The sequence below is a fragment of the Sphingopyxis sp. GW821-FHT12F08 genome, from assembly GCF_058806755.1.
In genome coordinates this window covers 614472-634436 of sequence record NZ_JBXAQA010000002.1, presented here as the reverse complement: position 1 = coordinate 634436, position 19965 = coordinate 614472, and the positions used below count along the sequence as shown (strand labels likewise).

At 66.6% G+C, this 19965-nt stretch carries 18 protein-coding genes and 1 tRNA gene; 9 read left to right on the top strand and 10 right to left on the bottom strand.

What is annotated here, in order from left to right:
- Window positions 1-18: 18 nt before the first annotated feature.
- Genes accB through AC1RNQ_RS07790 form a run of 5 tightly spaced genes read left to right on the top strand, consistent with a single transcriptional unit; the run spans window position 19 to window position 4529 of the window.
- A complete protein-coding gene (accB, locus tag AC1RNQ_RS07810; protein ID WP_493170236.1) occupies window positions 19-525 on the top strand; it encodes an acetyl-CoA carboxylase biotin carboxyl carrier protein in 507 nt (168 codons plus the stop codon).
- A complete protein-coding gene (locus AC1RNQ_RS07805; RefSeq protein WP_493170234.1) occupies window positions 525-1892 on the top strand; it encodes an acetyl-CoA carboxylase biotin carboxylase subunit in 1368 nt (455 codons plus the stop codon). Before accB ends, AC1RNQ_RS07805 begins: the two co-directional genes overlap by 1 nt.
- The gene (locus AC1RNQ_RS07800) at window positions 1889-2332 is read left to right on the top strand and encodes a biotin/lipoyl-containing protein (RefSeq protein ID WP_493170232.1); all 444 of its coding nucleotides are present in this window, start codon (window positions 1889-1891) and stop codon (window positions 2330-2332) included. Before AC1RNQ_RS07805 ends, AC1RNQ_RS07800 begins: the two co-directional genes overlap by 4 nt.
- Complete coding sequence (locus tag AC1RNQ_RS07795) at window positions 2329-3750, top strand: 3-hydroxyacyl-CoA dehydrogenase NAD-binding domain-containing protein (RefSeq protein WP_493170231.1); 1422 nt, start codon at window positions 2329-2331, stop codon at window positions 3748-3750. Before AC1RNQ_RS07800 ends, AC1RNQ_RS07795 begins: the two co-directional genes overlap by 4 nt.
- Entirely contained in the window at window positions 3747-4529 is a 783-nt protein-coding gene (locus tag AC1RNQ_RS07790) for an enoyl-CoA hydratase-related protein (protein ID WP_493170229.1), read from the top strand. Before AC1RNQ_RS07795 ends, AC1RNQ_RS07790 begins: the two co-directional genes overlap by 4 nt.
- A 3-nt stretch (window positions 4530-4532) precedes the next feature.
- On the opposite strand, the gene AC1RNQ_RS07785 is transcribed toward AC1RNQ_RS07790, so the two are convergent.
- From AC1RNQ_RS07785 to AC1RNQ_RS07770, 4 genes are all read right to left on the bottom strand, one after another.
- Window positions 4533-5342, bottom strand: coding sequence for an enoyl-CoA hydratase/isomerase family protein (locus AC1RNQ_RS07785; RefSeq protein ID WP_493170227.1), 810 nt, complete (start codon window positions 5340-5342; stop codon window positions 4533-4535).
- Window positions 5343-5346: 4 nt separating this feature from the next.
- The gene (locus tag AC1RNQ_RS07780; protein ID WP_493170225.1) at window positions 5347-5988 is read right to left on the bottom strand and encodes a 3-oxoacid CoA-transferase subunit B; all 642 of its coding nucleotides are present in this window, start codon (window positions 5986-5988) and stop codon (window positions 5347-5349) included.
- Between the two features lie 13 nt (window positions 5989-6001).
- Window positions 6002-6685, bottom strand: a complete 684-nt coding sequence (locus AC1RNQ_RS07775) for a 3-oxoacid CoA-transferase subunit A (RefSeq protein WP_493170223.1) — start codon at window positions 6683-6685, stop codon at window positions 6002-6004.
- Window positions 6686-6763: 78 nt separating this feature from the next.
- Complete coding sequence (locus AC1RNQ_RS07770; protein WP_493170222.1) at window positions 6764-7303, bottom strand: flavin reductase family protein; 540 nt, start codon at window positions 7301-7303, stop codon at window positions 6764-6766.
- A 199-nt stretch (window positions 7304-7502) separates the two neighbouring features.
- Between AC1RNQ_RS07770 and ribB the strand changes: the two genes are divergently transcribed.
- Window positions 7503-8612 carry a 3,4-dihydroxy-2-butanone-4-phosphate synthase gene (ribB, locus tag AC1RNQ_RS07765; protein ID WP_493170603.1) on the top strand — a complete coding sequence of 370 codons (1110 nt, stop codon included), beginning with the start codon at window positions 7503-7505 and terminating at the stop codon, window positions 8610-8612.
- Window positions 8613-8669: 57 nt separating this feature from the next.
- Window positions 8670-9146 carry a 2,4'-dihydroxyacetophenone dioxygenase family protein gene (locus tag AC1RNQ_RS07760; RefSeq protein WP_493170220.1) on the top strand — a complete coding sequence of 159 codons (477 nt, stop codon included), beginning with the start codon at window positions 8670-8672 and terminating at the stop codon, window positions 9144-9146.
- Window positions 9147-9162: 16 nt separating this feature from the next.
- Here the strand turns inward: AC1RNQ_RS07760 and AC1RNQ_RS07755 are convergent, their stop codons facing one another.
- From AC1RNQ_RS07755 to moaA, 4 genes are all read right to left on the bottom strand, one after another.
- Window positions 9163-9861 carry a TetR/AcrR family transcriptional regulator gene (locus AC1RNQ_RS07755; protein ID WP_493170218.1) on the bottom strand — a complete coding sequence of 233 codons (699 nt, stop codon included), beginning with the start codon at window positions 9859-9861 and terminating at the stop codon, window positions 9163-9165.
- Window positions 9862-10611: 750 nt separating this feature from the next.
- Window positions 10612-10686: transfer RNA gene (locus AC1RNQ_RS07750), tRNA-Asn, on the bottom strand.
- A 63-nt stretch (window positions 10687-10749) separates the two neighbouring features.
- Window positions 10750-11520, bottom strand: a complete 771-nt coding sequence (locus tag AC1RNQ_RS07745) for an NAD kinase (protein WP_493170216.1) — start codon at window positions 11518-11520, stop codon at window positions 10750-10752.
- A gap of 25 nt (window positions 11521-11545) precedes the next feature.
- Window positions 11546-12553, bottom strand: coding sequence for a GTP 3',8-cyclase MoaA (moaA, locus tag AC1RNQ_RS07740; protein WP_493170215.1), 1008 nt, complete (start codon window positions 12551-12553; stop codon window positions 11546-11548).
- Window positions 12554-12614: 61 nt separating this feature from the next.
- On the opposite strand from moaA, the gene AC1RNQ_RS07735 reads away from it, so the two are divergent.
- Window positions 12615-13811 carry a GGDEF domain-containing phosphodiesterase gene (locus AC1RNQ_RS07735; RefSeq protein WP_493170213.1) on the top strand — a complete coding sequence of 399 codons (1197 nt, stop codon included), beginning with the start codon at window positions 12615-12617 and terminating at the stop codon, window positions 13809-13811.
- 30 nt (window positions 13812-13841) lie between these two features.
- Here AC1RNQ_RS07735 and mfd read toward each other — a convergent pair whose 3' ends face one another.
- Together mfd and AC1RNQ_RS07725 are read right to left on the bottom strand one after the other, a co-directional pair.
- Complete coding sequence (mfd, locus tag AC1RNQ_RS07730; protein ID WP_493170211.1) at window positions 13842-17423, bottom strand: transcription-repair coupling factor; 3582 nt, start codon at window positions 17421-17423, stop codon at window positions 13842-13844.
- Entirely contained in the window at window positions 17420-17680 is a 261-nt protein-coding gene (locus AC1RNQ_RS07725) for a succinate dehydrogenase assembly factor 2 (protein WP_493170210.1), read from the bottom strand. The genes mfd and AC1RNQ_RS07725 overlap by 4 nt, the downstream gene beginning before the upstream one ends.
- Window positions 17681-17885: 205 nt before the next feature.
- Here AC1RNQ_RS07725 and recG point away from each other — a divergent pair, with 205 nt between their 5' ends.
- On the top strand, window positions 17886-19949 hold the full coding sequence (recG, locus tag AC1RNQ_RS07720) for an ATP-dependent DNA helicase RecG (protein ID WP_493170208.1): 2064 nt from the start codon (window positions 17886-17888) through the stop codon (window positions 19947-19949).
- Window positions 19950-19965: the final 16 nt, after the last annotated feature.

Genomic DNA, 19965 nt, shown 5'->3' with positions numbered 1-19965 from the left:
CATTTCAGGACGACAAGAATGAGTTCCGGCGATTTCCCCGAGAAACTGACCTTCCTGCTTCAGGAGTTCGAGCGCTCGTCGCTTCGGGAAGTGCATATCCGGCGGGGCGACATCGAAATCTATCTGTCGCGTGACGCAGCGCCGGCTAGCCGCGCAGCGATACGCCGGGACGGGAGGGGCGGGGTTGTTGCCCCGGCACCCGTGGTCCAGCCCTCGGCCTCGGCACCTGTTGCCGCCGTGCCTGCGGCACCGGCGGCCGATCCGGCGGGCGAGCTTCCGCCCGGCGGCGTGATCATCACCGCGCCCAATATCGGCACTTTCTACCGGTCGCCCAAACCGGGCTCCGCGCCCTATGTCGAGGTGGGAGATACGATCGTCGCGGGCGACGAGCTATGCCTCATCGAGGTGATGAAGCTGTTCACGGCGCTCAAGTCCGACAAGGGCGGGCGCATCCACAGCATCCTGGTCGAGGACGGCGTCATGGTTGAGGGTGGGCAACCCCTGTTCGTGGTGGTGGAAGGCTGATGGCGATCAAGCGTCTCTTCGTCGCCAATCGCGGCGAGATCGCCCTCAGGGTCGTTCGCGCCGCGCAAGCGCTCGATATCGAAACGGTGGTCGCGGTGTCGGAAGCCGACCGCGACAGCGCCGCGGCGCGCCTCGCCGACCGCGCGATCGTCATCGGTCCGGCCTCCGCCGCCAAATCCTACCTCGACCCGCGGCTGATCGTTCACGCCGCCCGCGAAAGCGGCTGCGACGGGCTCCACCCGGGCTATGGCTTCCTCTCGGAGCGCGCAATCCTCCCGCGTCTCTGCAACCAGCATGACATCGCCTTCGTCGGGCCCGAGCCCGACATGATCGACGCGCTCGGCGACAAGCTGCAGGCGCGCGCCATGGCAGGCGCGGCGGGGGTCCCGCTCGTGCCCGGAAGCGAATGCATCGCAAGCGCCGCCGACGCGCGGCGCGAGGGCGACCGCATCGGCTATCCGGTGCTCCTCAAGGCATCGGCTGGCGGCGGCGGCCGCGGCATGGTCATCGCGCACAATGGCGACGACGTCGAGGCGGGCTTTCACCGCGCATCGGCCGAGGCGGTCGCGGCCTTCGGCGACGGCACCCTCTTCATGGAGCGCTTCGTCCCCGAGGCGCGTCACGTCGAAGTCCAGTTGATGGGCGACGGAAAGGGCAGCGTCCTCCATTTCGGCGAACGCGACTGTTCGGTCCAGCGCCGCTACCAGAAGCTGATCGAGGAGGCGCCCTGCGCCGCCATGTCCGATGCACTGCGCGCGCAGCTCCACCAGTCGGCGGTCGATCTCGCCGCGAGCGTCAATTATCGCAACGCCGGCACCGCGGAGTTTCTCTTCGACGTCCAGCGGCAGGAATTCTACTTCATCGAGGTCAATGCGCGGATCCAGGTCGAGCATCCGGTGAGCGAGATGATCTCGGGCTTCGACCTCGTCCAGGAGCAGATCCGCATCGCCGGCGGCGCCAGCCTCTCGGCCGCGCAGGACGACATCAAGCTCTCGGGCCATGCGATCGAGCTGCGCATCAACGCCGAGGATGCCGCGCGCGACTTCATGCCGAGTCCCGGGCGCATCACGCGCTGGGAGCCGCCGACGGGGGAGGGCATCCGCCTCGACAGCCATATGTCCGCCGGGGCGATGATCCCGCCCTATTATGACAGCATGGTCGGCAAGCTGATCGCGCACGGCCGCGACCGCAGCGACGCGATCGCAAGGCTGGTTGCCGCGATCGACGAATTTGCAATCGAGGGCGTGCCGACGACGCTTCCGCTGCAGCGCGCGATCATCACCCACCCCGATTTTGTCGAGAACCGGATCCACACGCGCTGGCTCGAGCAGGTCGTGCTTCCCGAATTCGGAAAGGCCGCGGCATGAGTGACGTCAAAGACCCGTTCGAGGCCGCCATCGATGACCTTCGCGCGCTGATGACGGGTTTCCTCGAGGGCGACTGGACCGAGACGCATGTGGTTGACGCGCGCGGCGAGATATTCATTGCGCGTGAAGGCGGCGGACCCAACCCGCTGCTGGGCGAGCCTCTCGATCCCAGTTTCGATGCGCCGGACGGTGAGTCCGACGCTGTCCCGGTTGCCGCGCTCCGCGACATCGTTGCACCGCACGTCGCGACGCTGGTGTCCGTCCTGGCCGTTGGCGATCGCGTCGCGGCGGGCGCCGAGCTCGCGCGGCTCTCGGTTCTCGACGAGGAGGAGGCCTTTCTGGCGCCTTCGGACGGCGAAGTGGCCGAAGTCTGTGTCGCTCCCGGCGCGCTGGTCGAACATGGCACGATCCTCGTTCGTCTTCGGGAATCCGGCAAATGACGACAGTCTCGCGGGTCGCCGTGTGCGGCGCCGGTGCCATGGGTTCGGGAATTGCCCTGATCGCTGCGCAAAGCGGTGCAACGGTGCGCCTGTTCGACCTTTCCGCCGCGGCGCTCGCTGCCGCGCGGACGCGCACGGGCAAGGCGCTCGACGGCCTCGTTGCCAGGGGACGCCTCGAGGCGGCCGACGCGGCCGCAATCCTCGAGCGGATCATCTGCACCGAGGATATCGCATCGCTCGCCGATAGTGAGCTGGTGATCGAGGCGATCGTCGAAAATGCCGCGATCAAGGCCGAGCTGTTCGCCAAGCTCGAGGCGATCGTCGGCCCCGATACGGTCCTTGCGAGCAATACCTCCTCGCTGCCGATCGCCGGTCTTGCAAAGCCGCTGGCGCGGCCCGAGCGCTTCGTCGGCATGCATTTTTTCAATCCGCCCGGCGCGATGAAGCTGGTCGAGATCGTCTCGGGTCCGGCAACCGATGCGGCGGCGACCGACGCCGTCACCGCGGCGGCGAAGGCGTGGGGCAAGGTCGCGGTGCCGGTCGCCGATGTGCCAGGCTTCATCGTCAACCGCGTTGCGCGCCCTTTCTATGCTGAGGCATTCATGGCGCTCCAGGAACAGGCCGCGAGCGCGGGAACGATCGACGCAGCGGTCCGCGCTGCGGGATTTCGCATGGGGCCGCTCGAACTCACCGACTTCATCGGGCAGGACGTCAACTTCACCGTCGCCCGCTCAGTCCACGACGCCTATTTCGGACGGACCCGCTTCGTGCCGCAGCGCGCACAGGCGGCGCTCGTCGATGCGGGCTGGTACGGGCGCAAGACAGGGCGCGGCATCTACGATTATTCGGGAGGCGCCCCGGCGCCCACCAGCATCGACGCCGCGCCGCGCGCGGTTCCGGACGGGCAGGGCCGCGCCGAGGCCGAGGCATTGCTTCGCTCGGCGCCCGGCGAGTTGCTGCCGGTCGGCGGCGCGTCGATCGGCATTGCCGCGGGACGGACGGCAACTGCCCTCGCTTCCGAAACCGGTACGCCGACGGCGTTGATCGACTGGACGCTGGCCGAAAATGACGGTCCCATCATCTTTGCTGCGTCGGACGGCACGGCGGCCGAGGTGGCGATCGATCTCGCCGGCGCGCTCGGGCGCGCCGCGATCCGTATCGCCGACCGCCCGGGGCTGATCGTCTGCCGCACGCTCGCACAGATCGCCAATGCCGCCGCCGATGCCGTGTTCGAGCATGTCGCGGGCGAGGAGGGTATCGATGCCGCGATGCGCTTCGGTGCCAATTATCCCGTCGGCCCCTTTGCCTGGGCCGATCTCTATGGCCGCGGCCGGGTGCGCGCCGCGCTCGCTGCGATCGCCGACGAAACCGGCGAGGCGATGTATCGCCCGTCGCAATATATGAGGAACTGGAAGTGAGCGAAGCCGATGCCAGCCTGATCTGCGAGCGGCGCCTGGACCATGTGCTTCTGCTGCGGCTCAACCGGCCCGAGAAGCGCAACGCACTGGCAACCGATCTGCTGCGCCGCGTTGCCGATGCGCTCGACGCGGCGGCGGCAGATGCCGACGTGCGCGCGGTGATCGTCACCGGAAACGAGAAGGTGTTTGCGGCCGGCGCCGACATCGGCGAACTCGCCTCGCGCGATACTGCCGGGGCGATGAACGATCCGCGGCCGGCGATCTGGGCGCGGATCCGCAGCTTTTCAAAGCCGCTCATCGCCGCGGTCGAAGGCTGGTCGCTCGGCGCAGGGAACGAGCTTGTCATGTGCTGCGACCTCGTCGTCAGCGGCGCCTCGGCGAAATTCGGTCAGCCCGAAACCAATCTCGGGATCATCCCAGGTGCCGGCGGGACCGCGACCTTGCCGCGCCTCGTCGGGCGCGGCCGCGCGATGAAGATGGTGCTTCTCGGCGAGGCCTTGACCGCCTCCGAAGCCTTGCATGCGGGGCTCGTCACCGATGTCGTGGGCGATGGCAATGCCGTCGCCGCCGCGCTCGAACTGGCCGAAAAGATCGCGGCGCGCGCGCCGCTCGCCATGCAGCAGGGCAAGGCGCTCGTCCGGGCCGGGTTCGATACCCACCAGGCGGCGCACCTCGCGATGGAGCGCCAGGCTTTCGCGGGCCTGTTCGGCACGGCCGACAAGGTCGAAGGCGTGACCGCTTTCCTCGAGAAGCGCCCCGCCGTCTGGCAGGGGCGCTAGGCTTCAGCCGGCAGCGGGCCGGTCGGATCCGCTTCGCGATTTGAGCGCGTCTTGCACGCCGCTGCGGCTGGCTTCATTTTCGACAAGCTCGCCCGAGGCGCGCTGCGACCGCTCATAGGCCGCGATCCAGGCCGTGCCTTCGAGTTCGAGCGTATCGCGCTTGCGCGCCCGCATCGCCGCGGGATCCTTGGCCGCGAGCTGCTCCGCCAGCGCGAGCGCGCGGGGCAGAACCTCGCTCGCCTCGACGACATAGTTGAAGAAACCCGTCGGCTCGAGCGACGCCGCGGTAAAGCGCCCGCCCGTGTACAGCATCTCGCGAAGCTTCGGCTCGGGGAGCCGCAAGGCGGCAAATCGGCCGGCGCCGCCGCTGAGCAGGCCGAAATTGATTTCGGGCACGGCAAAGGCCGCCGACGAGGCGGCGATGCGAAAGTCACAAAGGCTCGCGAGCACCATGCCGAGCCCGATCGCCGCCTTGTTGATCGCCGCGATCGTCGGCCGATCGAGCGCATGAAAGCGCGGCAACACGCTGTTGATGAACGCATAGCGTTCGGCGCGTGCCGCCTTGGTGATGCCCTCGAAATCGCGGAGATCTGCGCCACCGCACCAAGCGCGCGCATCGTCGGGGGCCGCGAGGATGAGCACGCGGACCGCCGCGTCGCCCTCGACATGGGCTATGAGGTCGCCGAGCGCACGATATTCGGCGATCGAGAAGGCATTGACCGGAGGGCGGGAAAAGGTAGCGATCGCGACGCCATCGGCGCGGCGTTCGAGGGAGAACGCCCCGAAGACGGGCGGTTCTGGCGTCTCCGCCACCGCTTCAGCCGGCCATTTCGAGTTCGAGGCCGGTAAGCTTGCTGAGCGCGGCAAGATCGAGGCCGTCGACCATCTCGACGACCTTGGCGCCGTCGGGACCGAGATCGAAGATGGCAAGATCGGTATAGAGACGCGAAATGCAGCCGAGGCCGGTCAGCGGATAGCTGCATTCCTTGACGAGCTTGCTCTCGCCGGTCTTGGAGAGGAGGTCCATCATCACGAAGACCTGCTTCGCTCCGACCGCAAGGTCCATTGCGCCGCCGACTGCCGGGATCGCGTCGGGCGCGCCGGTGTGCCAGTTGGCGAGATCACCCTTCTCGGACACCTGATAGGCGCCCATCACGCAGATATCGATATGGCCCCCGCGCATCATCGAGAAGCTGTCGCCGTGATGGAAGAAGCAGCCCCCGGTCAGCAGCGTGACCGGCTGCTTGCCGGCGTTGATGAGATCCCAGTCGATGTCGTCCTCGGCGGGTGCCGGCCCCATCCCGAGGATGCCATTCTCGCTGTGAAGGAAGAAATCACCCTCGGTGGGGAGGAAATTGGCGACCTTGGTGGGAAGCCCGATGCCGAGATTGACATAGGCGCCTTCGGGGATGTCCTTGGCGACCCGCGCCGCGAGGGTTTCGCGATCCATCCGCTGCATGTCCATGTCTCCTTCAGGCCGCCGCTGCCGCGCGGGTGGGGATCGCGACGATGCGATTGACGAAAATGCCGGGCGTCACGACGATTTCGGGGTCGAGCGTCCCCAAGGGGTCGACCTGGTCGACCTGCACGATCGTGTTCTTCGCCGCCATCGCCATGATCGGCCCGAAGTTGCGCGCCGCCTTGCGGTAGACGAGATTGCCCCAGCGGTCGGCCGCCCAGGCCTTTACCAGCGCGAAATCGGCGTGGATCGGATATTCGAGCACATATTGGCGCCCGTCGATCTCGCGCGTTTCCTTACCCTCGGCGAGCATGGTTCCATAGCCGGTCGGCGTGAAGACGGCGCCGAGGCCTGAGCCCGCGGCCTGGATGCGGCAGGCGAGATTGCCCTGCGGCACGAGCTCGAGCTCGAGATCGCCCGCACGGTAGCGCGCCTCGAAATGCACTGAATTGGCCATGCGCGGGTAGGAGCAGATGACCTTGCGCACCCGGTTCGCCTTGATGAGCGCGGCAATGCCGACCTCGCCGGTGCCGGCATTGTTGCTGATGATCGTGAGGTCGGTGGCGCCATGGTCGACGACGGCGTCGATCAGTTCGGCAGGGACCCCCGCCTCGCCGAAGCCGCTGATCATAATCGCCGCACCATCGTGCAGGCCCGATACGGCCTCGGCGGCGGATGCGGCCAGCTTGTCAATCATCTGTCCTGTCCTTTGATTTGCCAAACATCATCAATCCCATCGCAGGCGGCCATCTGACGCGGCCTTATGCTTGTCTTGTCAGGCCGCGGCCAGCGGCGCGGGCGTACAATATCCGCCGTCCATATAGAGCAAAGGCTCGGCGCCCGCCGTCCTTGTCATATGCCGCACGCGGCCGATGAAGATATCGTGCGTGCCATGGTTGTGCCTGGCCTCGAGCTCGCACTCGAAGACCGCGACGGCGTCCTTCAGCATCGGCTGGCCGAGCTCGCCCTTGTCCCATTGCCCGTCGAGGAAACGCGCCGCGCCGGAGAGGCCGCGCTGGGCCGAGAAGATGGCGACCGTCTCGACATCGTCGGTCGAGAGCAGGTTCACGCTGAACCGTCCCGAGGAGACGATCATCTCGTTCGCGCTCGCTTTCCGGTTGACGCAAACGAGCAGCATCGGCGGCTCGGCGCAGAGCGAGTTCCACGCCGTTGCCGCCATGCCCGTCCGGTCGTCGCCGTCCGCGGAGCAGATCAGTGCGACGGGCCCGGGCACCACGCGCATTTGCGCCACGAAATTGGCCTGGTGATCGTCGGGGCAGCAGTCAGCCTGCAGGGGGACGGCGCTATCGGCCACGTGAGCACTCCAAAACCGATTAATAATCGGATATTGATATCATCGTCTGAGAATTGTTCAAGGTATCTCTTGGCAAAATTGATTTCTAGACGTAAATAATTCGATAGATCATTGGATTTTTCGATGGACTCGAAGGAGCAAGGCGATGGGTAATGTGGCAACGGCGGCCTTCCTTGCCGCGCCGCGGAAGGAAGACGCCATGGGCAGGTTCGCGATCGCGACGGTCGAGGAAATCATCGATGAAGCGCGGAATGGCCGCATGTTCATTCTGGTCGATGATGAGGATCGCGAAAATGAAGGCGACCTGATCATCCCGGCGCAGATGGCGACCCCCGACGCGATCAATTTCATGGCCAAGCATGGCCGCGGCCTCATCTGTCTAGCGCTGCAGCGGCAGCGCACCGAGCAGCTCGGTCTCGACATGATGTCGAGCCAGAACCGGACGCGGCACGAGACGGCGTTCACCGTGTCGATCGAGGCGCGCGAAGGCGTCACCACCGGCATCAGTGCCGCCGACCGGGCGCGCACGATTGCGGTAGCCATCGACGCGGCGCGCGGCCCCGCCGATATCGTGACCCCGGGACATGTCTTCCCTCTCGTCGCGCGCGACGGTGGCGTCCTCGTGCGCGCCGGGCACACCGAAGCCTCGGTCGATGTCGCACGCCTTGCCGGGCTCAACCCGTCGGCGGTGATCTGCGAGGTTATGAAAGCCGATGGCAGCATGGCGCGGCTCGACGATCTGATGGAGTTCGCGGCCGAACACCGGATGAAGATCGGGACGATCTGCGACCTCATCGCCTATCGCCGCAAGTACGACCGCATGATGAAGCGAATCGGCGAACGGGAGGTCGTGAGCGAATTTGGCGGCGAGTGGAAGGCGGTCGCCTTTGAAAACACGTCGACCGGTGAGGAGACGCTCGCGCTGGTGAAGGGTGAAATCGATCCAGCGAAGCCGACGCTCGTGCGCATGCACCTCCTGTCGATCATGCACGATGTGTTCGCCGAGGCATCGGATCGCACGCACCTCGTCGAGAAATCGATGGAGATGATCGGCGAGGCGGGGAGCGGGGTCATCGTCATGATCAACCGCTTCGTGAACGACTATGTGAGCCGCGCGCTCATCCCGTCGAGCGATCCCGTCCGCCGCGATATCGCCCGCAGTCTCGAGCTGCGCGACTATGGCGGCGGCGCCCAGATCCTCGCCGAGCTTGGCGTGCACGACATGATCCTGCTGACCAATGCGCCGCAGTCGCTTGTGGCGCTCGAGGGCTATGGTCTTTCGATCGTCGAGCAGCGCCCGATCGTCTGAGCGCAGCGGGTCGACACGCCGCGAAGCCGGCGCACCCGCTAGGAGGAGGTGAGGGCGATGGTGGACGTCAGCGCGTGGAGCCCGGCCGAGATCGTCGAGACGGCCGTGTCGGACGACCCACGCCACTGGATCCCTGCTGCAACCCGGGGCGTCTGGATGCGGCCGCTCCTCTTTGATACCGTCCGGGGCGCGTGGACGAATGTCGTTCGTATCGACATGCACGGATTCATCAGCCGCCATGCGCATCCCTCGCCGGTACACGGCTATGTCATTCGCGGAACATGGCACTATCTCGAGCGCGACTGGCGCGCGGAGGAAGGAAGCTATGTCTTCGAAGCGCCGGGCGACATTCACACGCTGACCGGCGACGGGTTTTCGGAAACGCTGTTCTGGATCACGGGAACGCTGATCGAGCTCGATGACGACGGCCAGGCGGCGGGCTACGCCGATGTCTTCACGCGGATCGAGCAGGCCGCCGCGCATTTCGAGCAGGTCGGTCTCGGCAAGGATTACGTCCGCCGATTTATTCGTTGAAACGAACTGCGCGCGCCTAGATTCCGAGCTTCGCTTCGGCTTCGAGCAGGCGCACCAGTCGTTCGGCCATCTCGGATCCCGCCTTGGTCAAATTCTTGGGCTTGCGGTACAGGAGCCAGGTAATGATCAACTGGCTCGAGCCGCCGATGATCAGCGCCGCGGTCTCATAGAGATTCTGCTTCGGCGATACCCAGCCTTCCGCGATCCCCTCTTCCAGCAGCTTGATGACCGGCCTTGCGAAGTCGTTGATGCTTGTCTGCACCTCGGTGTCGACTACCAGCACGCTCGGCCAGATCTCGAGGTAGAAGAGGCGGGCCCAGTCGGCATGCTCGCGGGCGTAATCCGCGGACAGCGTCAGATAGAGCACCAGACGCTCGCGCGCGCTTTCCTCGCCCGTCAGCGCGTCGCGATAGGATTCGAAGAAGGCCGAGAGATTCTTGAGGGGAAGATCATAGGCCAGATCCTCCTTGCTCTTGTAATATTCATAGAGCGTCGAGGTCGAGATGCCGGATTCAGCGGCGATATCGGCAATCCGCGAGCGCGAAATTCCGTCGCGCGCGAAGACCCGCAGGGCTGCCGTCAATATCTGCTGCTCGGTCCGCTTGCTGCGATCCTGCTTGCGCTCAGTGCCGCGGCGCGAGCGGCCCGTGATTTCGGCGAGAAGAATGTCCCAATCATCGTTGGTCTCAATCATCTCGACGCTGTCGGTCGCCAATTTGCTTGCCTTGGGCATGCAGCCTCCAAATCCGATCTTTATACAGCTTTTCATAGAAGAACTAAGGATATCTCTGCACTTCTATGCTGATCGCGACAAGCCGAAAACCGGCAAGAAGAGCCATAGTCGTGTGATGTTCTGCTGCGATCGCTCTTCCAGGCTTGAAGATAGCTCAGCGCGCGTTTCCGACAGACTTCGACGATTTTCATCTACTGGGAGGGCTTCGCGCCTGATTGCCGCCGTTCAAGTCCTCGCCGCTCCAATCCAAAAGCGGACGTTCGGTAACGTGGCGGCGCTCTAGAAGGATGGTGGAAACCGCAGCGGCTATTGGAGCGCTAGACCCGCCTAAGCTTTCGTTCGTTCAGGCTCAAGTGACCGGCAGCTACCTTCCCGGGTGACCTCCATGCCCCTCGGTCGGCTCGCCGGCTTCAGGACGATCAGGATCCGCATACGGACAATCCGTTTCCGCTTGTCTCCGCAGCGTGATCGCTTGGCTCGCTATCGCGTTCTGCAGTGTGCCCTGCCGCCTTAAAATCGCTTGCCTGAGATGGGCATCCTTCGGGGACGCCGCAGGATGTGGGAACGAAAGGAGAGCCAACAATATCGTAAAATAGAATAGAATAGGTGCCAACATCGGAAAGGATTCGAACCAGCTAACCCTATGGAAACGCGTATATTTTCTGATAGGGCGATTTTGGTCTCGAACCGCAAGTCAATAGAAAATATAATAATTCAATGACTTAGGCTTGATGGCTCCCCGGGTAGGATTCGAACCTACGACCGGTCGATTAACAGTCGACTGCTCTACCGCTGAGCTACCGAGGAACACGCCGCCGATGCGGACAAGGCGGCCCCTTTGCCGCCGCGCGTCCGATTTTGCAAGCCCCCTCAGACGATAAATTGTTCCATCGCGATGCGTTCGTCGAGGCCGTGGTCGGGATCGAAGAGCAGGGTCAGCGGGCGGCTGCGATCCGTGGTGACCAGCACGGTCTTCACGTCGCGGATTTCGCGCTGGTCGGCGACCGCGCTGACCGGGCGTTTCGCCGCCTCGCGGACGTTGAAGCGGATGCTCGTCGATTCGGGGACGAGCGCGCCGCGCCAGCGGCGCGGGCGGAAGGGGCTGATCGGGGTCAGCGCCAGCATCTGCGATTCGAGGGGCAGGATCGGGCCGTTGGCGCTGAGGTTGTACGCGGTCGATCCCGCGGGTGTCGACACCAGCACGCCGTCGCACGCCAGTTCCTCGAGCATCGATTTTTCGTTGATCAGTACCTCGAGCTTTGCCGCCTGGCGCGTTTCGCGCAGAAGCGAGATTTCGTTGATCGCGGGCAATATATGGCGCTCGCCGCCGACCGTGGTGATGTCGCCCGACAGCGGATGGATGAGGAAGGGGCGCGCCGCGGCGAGCCGGTCCAGCAGGCCTTCGATGCGGAATTCGTTCATCAGGAAGCCGATGGTGCCGCGGTTCATCCCGAACACCGGCATCGAGCGCCGCTGGTCGAGCAACTGGTGCAGCATGTGGAGCAGGAAACCGTCGCCGCCGAGTACGATCAGCATGTCGGCTTCATTAAGATCGACGAAATCATAAAGCGGACGCAGCTCGGCCTCGGCCTCCAGTCCCGCGGGCGCGTTCGATGCGACGAGCGCGATCTTGCGATGCATATTGGTCCCCCTGATGGGCGACGTGTCAGCCGCCCGTTGCACTCATATGACGCGCGACCGCCGGTGCGGACTTTCGTTCGATCTGAAAGTCATGCGCGCGGGGTTTGCCAGCCAAAGCGGCATCAATCAAGCCATCGACGTCGCCTCCTTCGCGCAAGCTCGCGCGCAGGTCGACATGGTCGTCCTGCCCCAGGCACATATAGATGCGCCCCTCGACCGTCAGGCGGATGCGGTTGCAGGTGGTGCAGAAATTGTTGCTGAGCGGGGTGATCAGCCCCAGCGTCACCGGACTGTCCTCGACCGCGAAATAGCGCGCGGGGCCGCCGGTGCGCTTGTCGACCGGGAAGATCGCATGTTCGGCGCGCAGCGGGGCGATGAAGGCGTGGAGCGGGATATAATGGTCGCTGCGATCGTCCGCGACCTCGCCGAGCGGCATCGTCTCGATCAGCGTCAGGTCGCAGCCGCTTTCCGCGCACCAGCCCAGCATCGGGAGCAGCTGGTCCTCGTTGAGCCCGGCGAGCGCGACCATGTTGATCTTCACCGCCAGCCCCGCGGCGCGCGCGGCGGCGATGCCTTTGAGCGCGACATCGACGTCGCCGACGCGGGTGATGTGGCGAAAGGCATCGGCGTCGAGCGTGTCGAGACTGACGTTGATCCGCCGCACGCCCGCTTCGGCGAGCATCGGTGCATATTCGGACAGCCGCATGCCGTTGGTGGTGAGCGTCAGCTCGTCGAGGCCCTGGCCGATCAGGGCGCCGAGTCGGCCGACCAGCGTATCCACGCCTCGTCGTACCAGCGGCTCGCCACCCGTAAGGCGGATGCGGCGAATTCCGCGCGCGACGAAACGTTCCGCGAGCTCCGCCATCTCTTCGATGCTGAGTACCGCCGATTTGGGGAGGAAAGTCATGTCCTCGGCCATGCAATAGCGACAGCGGAGGTCGCAGCGGTCGGTCACCGACAGGCGCAAATAGTCGATCCGGCGGCCGTGGCCGTCGGTCAGTGGGGCGACAGACGAGGGCGACAATCGCGTCATCTTGTCAATCTTGCTGCAAAAGGGGGGAGATTGGCAAGCAATGCCTGCTATGGGGGCGCCGATGAATCGCATAGTTGACACATTCGCCGCGGCCGTCCGGCATCTCGAAGAGCTCCATCTGCGCCACGATGCCGACATTGGCGTCATCCTGGTCCAGGTCGATCAGCTCGCGCGGATCAACAACAGCGCGGGGACCGAAGCGGGCGATGCGGTGCTCGAGGAAGTCGCGCGGCGGCTCGAAAATTTCGCGGGCGACGAGTTCGGACGCGGGTCGCACGTTGACCGGCTCGACGGGCCGCGCTTCCTGATCGTGCCCGCGGCGGCGCTGTCGCTCGGCGCCTTGCGCGCGCAGGAACGCGCGCTGCACGTCGCGCTGGCCGAACCGATGGTCGGCGATCCCAACGGCCGCCTCGCGATCCGCATCGCCGCAGCGCGGATCACGCGCGACGAGCCCGTCGCCGACCAGCTGCGCACCGCGAGCGACCAGCTCGCGCGTCCGGCGTCGGCGCGCGATGGCGCGACGGTCAAGGCGGCGCTGTCGGCGGGCGAGGTCGTGATCTTCTACCAGCCGCAATATGACGTCGCGACGGGCGCGATGACCGGGGTCGAGGCGCTGCTGCGCTGGCAGCATCCCGAACTCGGGCTGCTCGGCGCCGGCGCGTTGGTCACCGCGGCACGCGCGGCACGGATGGAGTGCGAGCTCACCGAGCAGGCGCACCGCGTCGCGCTCGGCGAAATGGCGAAATGGCCGAAAGCGCTGGCGAAGCTGCGCGTCTCGCTCAACATCACCGCCGCTGACCTCGGCGACCCCGATTTCGCCGACCGCTTTGCCGCGATGGCGAAGGCGGCCGGGGTCGATCCCGACCGGCTGACGCTCGAACTCACCGAACAGGCGATGCTGAGCGATCCTGCGAGCGCGGCGGCGCAGCTGGCGCAGATCCGCGAGCTCGGCTGCGCGATCGCGATCGACGATTTCGGGACGGGCTATTCGAGCCTGTCCTTGCTTGCGCGGCTGCCGATCGATTATCTCAAGATCGACAGCGGCTTCACGCGCACGATCGACGACAGCGACCGCGACCGCATCGTCGTGCGCGCGATCGTCGACCTCGCGCGGGCCTTGGGCCTGCTGGTGGTCGCCGAGGGGATCGAGCATGAGGCGCAGCTCGCGCGGCTCGAAGAGCTGGGGGTCGCGACCTGGCAGGGGTTTCTGAAATCGGGGCCGGTGCCGGGGGACGAGTTGCCGGGTTTGATGGAATAAGAAGACCGCTCCCCTGAAGGGGAGGGCGGATCAGCCCGCCAGTTTCGCCAGCTTCCCCAATCCCTTCGACAATTGCAGCGCACCGTTGAGCCGCGCGCCGGTGCTCGCCCATTCGCCGCTGACCGACAGCCGGTTGTCGGGGCGGATGCGCGCGCGGCCTTTCAGCCGTTCGACATAGGCGATCAGGCCCGGGACGTTGGCGAACTGGTCGCCGTGGAAGCTGACCAGCGCGCCCTTGGTGCCGACGTCGAGCTTGGCGATGCCCGCGAGCTTGGCGTTGGCCTTGATCTCCATCAGCTGGACGAGGTTCGCGGTCTCGGGCGGCAGCGGGCCGAAGCGGTCGATCATCTCGGCCGCAAAGGCGTCGAGCGCGGGCCGATCCTGCGCGTCGTTCAGGCGGCGGTAGAGCGCCATGCGCAGCGGCAGGTCGGGGACATAATCCTCGGGGATCAGGATCGGCGCGTCGATGGTGATCACCGGCGACAAGGCTTCGCGCGGCGGCAGTTTTCCGGCGCCTTCGGCCTTGGCCACCAGGATCGCTTCCTCGAGCATCGACTGATAGAGTTCGAAGCCGACCTCGCGGATATGCCCCGACTGTTCGTCGCCGACGAGATTGCCCGCGCCGCGAATGTCGAGGTCGTGACTCGCGAGCTGGAAGCCCGCGCCCAGCGTGTCGAGATCGCCGAGCAGCTTCAGGCGTTTCTCGGCGGTGTCGGTGATGGCGCCATGGTCGGGGGTGGTGAGATAGGCGTAAGCGCGCGTCTTCGACCGGCCAACACGGCCGCGAAGCTGGTAGAGCTGCGCGAGGCCGAAGCGGTCGGCGCGGTGAACGACCAGCGTATTGGCGCTCGGAATGTCGAGACCCGATTCGACGATGGTGGTCGAGACGAGCACGTCATATTTGCGGTCGTAGAAGGCGCCCATGCGCTCCTCGACCTCGCCCGGCGCCATCTGGCCGTGCGCGACGACATATTTGATCTCGGGCACCCGCGTGCGCAGGAATTCCTCGATATCGGGCAGGTCCTTGATCCGCGGGGTGACGAAGAAGCTCTGCCCGCCGCGGTCATGCTCGCGGAGCAGCGCCTCGCGGATGACCACCGGATCCCAGGGCGCCACGTAAGTGCGCACCGCGAGACGATCGACCGGCGGGGTCTGGATGACGCTGAGTTCGCGCAGCCCCGACATCGCCATCTGCAGCGTGCGCGGGATCGGGGTGGCGGTGAGGGTCAGGACGTGGACGTCGGTCTTGAGCTGCTTCAGCCGCTCCTTGTGGACGACGCCGAAACGCTGCTCCTCGTCGACGATGACGAGGCCGAGCCCTTTGAACTCGACCGATTTGGCGATCACCGCGTGGGTGCCGACGACGATGTCGATCTGGCCGCTCGCCAGCCCGTCGCGCGTCCGCTGCGCCTCGGCGGCGGGGACGAGGCGCGACAGGCGGCCGATGTTGACCGGGAAGCCTTTGAAGCGCTCGACGAAATTGGTGAAATGCTGGCGCGCGAGCAGGGTGGTGGGGCAGACGAGCGCGACCTGCACCCCCGCCATCGCCGCGACGAAGGCAGCGCGCAGCGCAACCTCGGTCTTGCCGAAGCCGACGTCGCCGCACACCAGCCGGTCCATCGGGCGCCCCGACGCCATGTCGGCGAGTACGTCGCCGATCGCGCGGTCCTGGTCGTCGGTCTCCTGATAGGGAAAGCGGTCGGCGAAAGCCGGATAAGCGGCGTCGGCGGCGAGCAGTTCGCCCGAGCGCAAGGCGCGCTGCGCCGCGGTCGCGAGCAATTCGCCCGCGATCTCGCGGATGCGCTCCGTCATCCGCGCCTTGCGGCGCTGCCAGGCCTCGCCGCCGAGCTTGTCGAGCGCGACCCCCTCGCTCTCGCCGCCGTAGCGCGAAAGCACGTCGAGATTCTCGACGGGAACGTAGAGCTTGTCGCCGCCCGAATAAGTCAGCGCGACGCAATCATGCGGGCTGTTGCCGACCGGGATCGAGGTCAGCCCTTCGTAGCGCCCGATGCCATGGTCGAGGTGGACGACGAGGTCGCCGACGCTGAGTGTCGCGAGTTCGGCCAGGAAGGCGTCGGCGCTCTTGCGGCGTTTCTGGCGGCGGACGAGGCGCTCGCCGAGGATGTCCTGTTCGGTGAGCAGGCTGATCGCGTCGCTGGCGAAGCCGTGGTCGAGGGGGAGGACGATGAGGGCGACGTTGCCCGTCCCCCTCCCGCTTGCGGGAGGCGCTAGGGGAGGGCTTGTTTCGTTGGCGCGCTCTGCAACAGGCCCTCCCCCGACCCCTCCCGCAAGCGGGAGGGGAGAAGAGACGCCTAGTGCTTCCTGCCACGTTTCGGCCTGAACCAGCCCAGTCACGCCATGATCGCGCAGCAGCCCCGACAGGCGCTCGCGCGCACCGCCCGAATAGCTCGCGATGATCGTGCGGCGCCCCTTGCGGCGCTCGTCGGACAGATGGTCGGCGACCTTGTCGTACACGTTGAGGTCGGCGGCGCGCTCGGGAGTGAAATCGCGCGCGGCGAAACTTTCGAGGTCAACGATGGCGGCGGCGGGCGGCACGTCGAAGGGGGTGACGATATGGACCGGGCGGCTGGCCGCGGTATCGGCCCATTCCGCTTCGGTCAGGTAGAGCGTTTCGGGCCCCAGCGGGCGATAGCTGCCCGCGCTTTCCTGCGCCGCGGCGACGCGGTTGGCATGATAGTCGGCGATCGCCGCGAAGCGGGTTTCGGCGGTCGCCTCGGTGCGGTGGCCGCGCAGTACCGGGGTTGCCGCGTCGATATGGTCGAACAGCGTCGCCAGCCGTTCCTCGAACAGCGGCAGCCAATGATCCATGCCCGCCTGCCGCCGGCCCTCGCTGACCGCCTGATACAGCGGGTCGCCGGTCGCCTGTGCGCCGAAGATTTCGCGATAGGCGGAGCGGAAGCGCTTGACCGTGTCCTGGTCGAGCAACGTCTCGGCGGCGGGGAGCAGTTGCAGCGCCTTCGCGGGGCCGAGGCTGCGCTGGTCGGCGGGGTCGAAGCGGCGGATGCTCTCGATCTCGTCACCGAAGAAATCGACGCGCAGCCCTGTTTCCTCGCCCGCGGGGAAGAGGTCGAGCAGGCCGCCGCGCACGGCGAACTCGCCCTGGTCGGCGACGGTGTCGACGCGGCTGAAGCCGTTGGACACCAGCAACTCGGCGAGCGCGTCGCGGTCGATCCGCATGCCGGGGCCAAGCGTCGTCGCGAGCTGTCGGACGCGAAAGGGGGTGAGCGTGCGCTGGGTGACCGCGGCGACGGTGGTCAGGATCAGTTCGCCGCGCTTCGGCGCCGCCTGCAGCGCCGAGAGCGTCGCCAGCCGGTCGGCGCTGACGCGCATCGACGGGCCGGCGCGATCATAAGGAAGGCAGTCCCACGCCGGGAAGCGATGGACGGTGAGGTCGGGCGCGAAGAAGGGCGCGGCATCGGCGACCGCCTGCATCGCGGCATCGTCGGTCGCGACATAGACGAGCCTCTTGTCGCTGGCGCGCGCGAGGTCGGCGAGCAGCAGCGGCAGGAAACCGTCGGCGGCGCGCGAAATCGTCAGCGGCGCGGTGGCCGACGCGATGGCGGCAAAGATGTCGGCGGCGCTTCGGGTCATGGCAGCGGGATATAGTCCAGCCGGCGCATCGCCGCGATCATCTCGGGGCGGTCGAGATGCGCGGGAGGCTCGCCGGTGCCGAGCGCCCACGCCATGATATCGACGTCATCCTCCTCGACGACGATTTCATACCAGGCGATTTCTTCCTCGCCCCACTCGGGCGAATAGCGGTCGAAAAAGCCGCCGATCATATAATCGGCCTCGCGCGTGCCGCGGTGCCAGGCACGAAACTTCAGGCGTTTGAGGCGGTCGGTCATGGCGGGCCTTTTAGTCGGAAGCGTCGAAGTGGCAACGGACATCGCCTCCATTCCCCGTTCGCCCTGAGCTTGTCGAAGGGCCGTTCTTTCCTTGCACCGTCGGAAAACAAGGACGGTGCTTCGACAAGCTCAGCACGAACGGAAGGGAGGTTGTTTTTCCTTCGCTCGACACGAACGGAATGTGGGGGCTAGACAAGCCCTAGCCATGCGACCCGAGATACTCAATCCGCTCTTTGCCGCGCTGACCGACCTGAAGGGCGTCGGGCCGCAGCTTGCCAAGCCGCTGACGCGGCTGGGGCTGGAGCGCGTGGTCGATGTGCTGTTCCATCTGCCGACGGGGCTGGTGCAGCGCTATCCGGTCGACCGGCTCGATGCGGCGCAGGTCGGGCAGCAGATCATCGTGACGCTGACCGCGCAGGATTATCGACCCGGCCGTTCCCCCCGCGCTCCCTTCGGCGTCGAGGCGTTCGACGGCGCGGGCGATCATGTCCGGCTCGTCTATTTCGGGCGTACCGCGGGGCTGGCGAAAAAGCTGTTTCCGCTGGGCGAGCCGCGGCAGGTGTCGGGGCGGCTCGACGCCTATGGCGACATGCGCCAGATCGTCCATCCCGACCATGTCGGCGAGCCGGGCGACGCCGCCATCGCGACGAGCGAGGCGGTCTATCCGCTGACCGAGGGGCTGACCAATGCGCGGCTGAACCAGCTGGTCGAGATCGCGCTCGAACGGCGGCCCGAGCTCGCCGAGTGGATCGACGGGCCGCTGCTGGCGCTGCGCAGCTGGCCGGCCTGGCAGGAGGCGCTGACGCGCGCACACGCCAGCCCACACGACGCCGCGGCGCACGACCGCCTCGCCTATGACGAGATTTTCGCGAGCCAGGTCGCGCTGATGCTGATCCGCGAAGGGCTGCGCAAGCGCAAGGGGCGGGGAATCGCCGGCGACGGGCGGCTGACCGGTGCGCTCAAGCTGCCCTTCGGGCTGACGGGCGCGCAGGAGCGCGTCGGGCGCGAGATCGCGGGCGACATGGCGCAGGACGTGCCGATGCTGCGCATGCTGCAGGGCGATGTCGGGTCGGGCAAGACGCTGGTCGCGCTGCGCGCGATGCTGACCGCGGTCGAGGCGGGGACGCAGGCGGCGCTGCTCGCGCCGACCGAGATTTTGGCGCGCCAGCATTTCGCGACCTTGCAGGGCATGCTTGCTGGGCTGCCGGTGAACATCGCGATCCTCACCGGGCGCGACAAGGGACGGGTGCGCGAATCGACCTTGATGGGGCTCGCCGACGGCAGCATCGACATCCTCGTCGGCACGCATGCGATCTTCCAGGAGGCGGTCAATTACCGCGACCTGTCGCTGGTCGTCGTCGACGAGCAGCATCGCTTCGGCGTCGCGCAGCGGCTGATGCTCACCGCCAAGGGCCAGCGGCCGCCGCACCTGCTGGTGATGACCGCGACCCCGATCCCGCGCACGCTGCAACTCGCCAATCATGGCGAGATGGATGTGTCGCGGATCGACGAGATGCCGCCGGGACGCACGCCGGTCGACACGCGCGTCGTCTCGGTCGACCGGCTCGACGAGGTGATCGGCGGGCTCGAACGCCATCTCGCGAGCGGGGCGCAGGCGTACTGGGTGTGCCCGCTGGTCGCCGAGAGCGAGGTCAGCGAACTGGCCGCCGCCGAGGAGCGGGCGGCGCTGCTGCGGTTGCGGCTCGGCGACGATCGCGTCGGGCTGGTGCACGGGCGGATGAAGGGGCCCGAAAAGGACGAGGTCATGGCGCGTTTCCAGGCGGGCCGGATCGGCGTGCTCGTCGCGACCACGGTGATCGAGGTCGGGGTCGACGTTCCCGCCGCCAGCCTGATGATCGTCGAACATGCCGAGAATTTCGGGCTGGCGCAGCTCCACCAGCTGCGCGGCCGCGTCGGGCGCGGCGCGGCGAAATCGGTGTGCCTGCTGCTGCGCTCGCAGGCCCTATCGGAGACCGCGCGCGAGCGGCTGGCGCTGATGCGCGAGACCAACGATGGGTTCCTGATCGCCGAGAAGGATCTGGAGCTGCGCGGCGGCGGCGAATTGCTGGGGCTCAAGCAGTCGGGCGACGCCGATTATCGTGTCGCGAGCGCCGAGCAGCTGGTGCGGCTGCTGCCCGTCGCGCACGACGATGCGCGGCTGTTCGTCGAGCGCGACGGCGGGATGGACGGCGCACGCGGCGAAGCGGTGCGGCTTTGCCTGTATCTGTTCGAACGCGACGCGGCGGTGCCGCTGCTGCGGAGCGGATGAACCACCAACTCCCGTT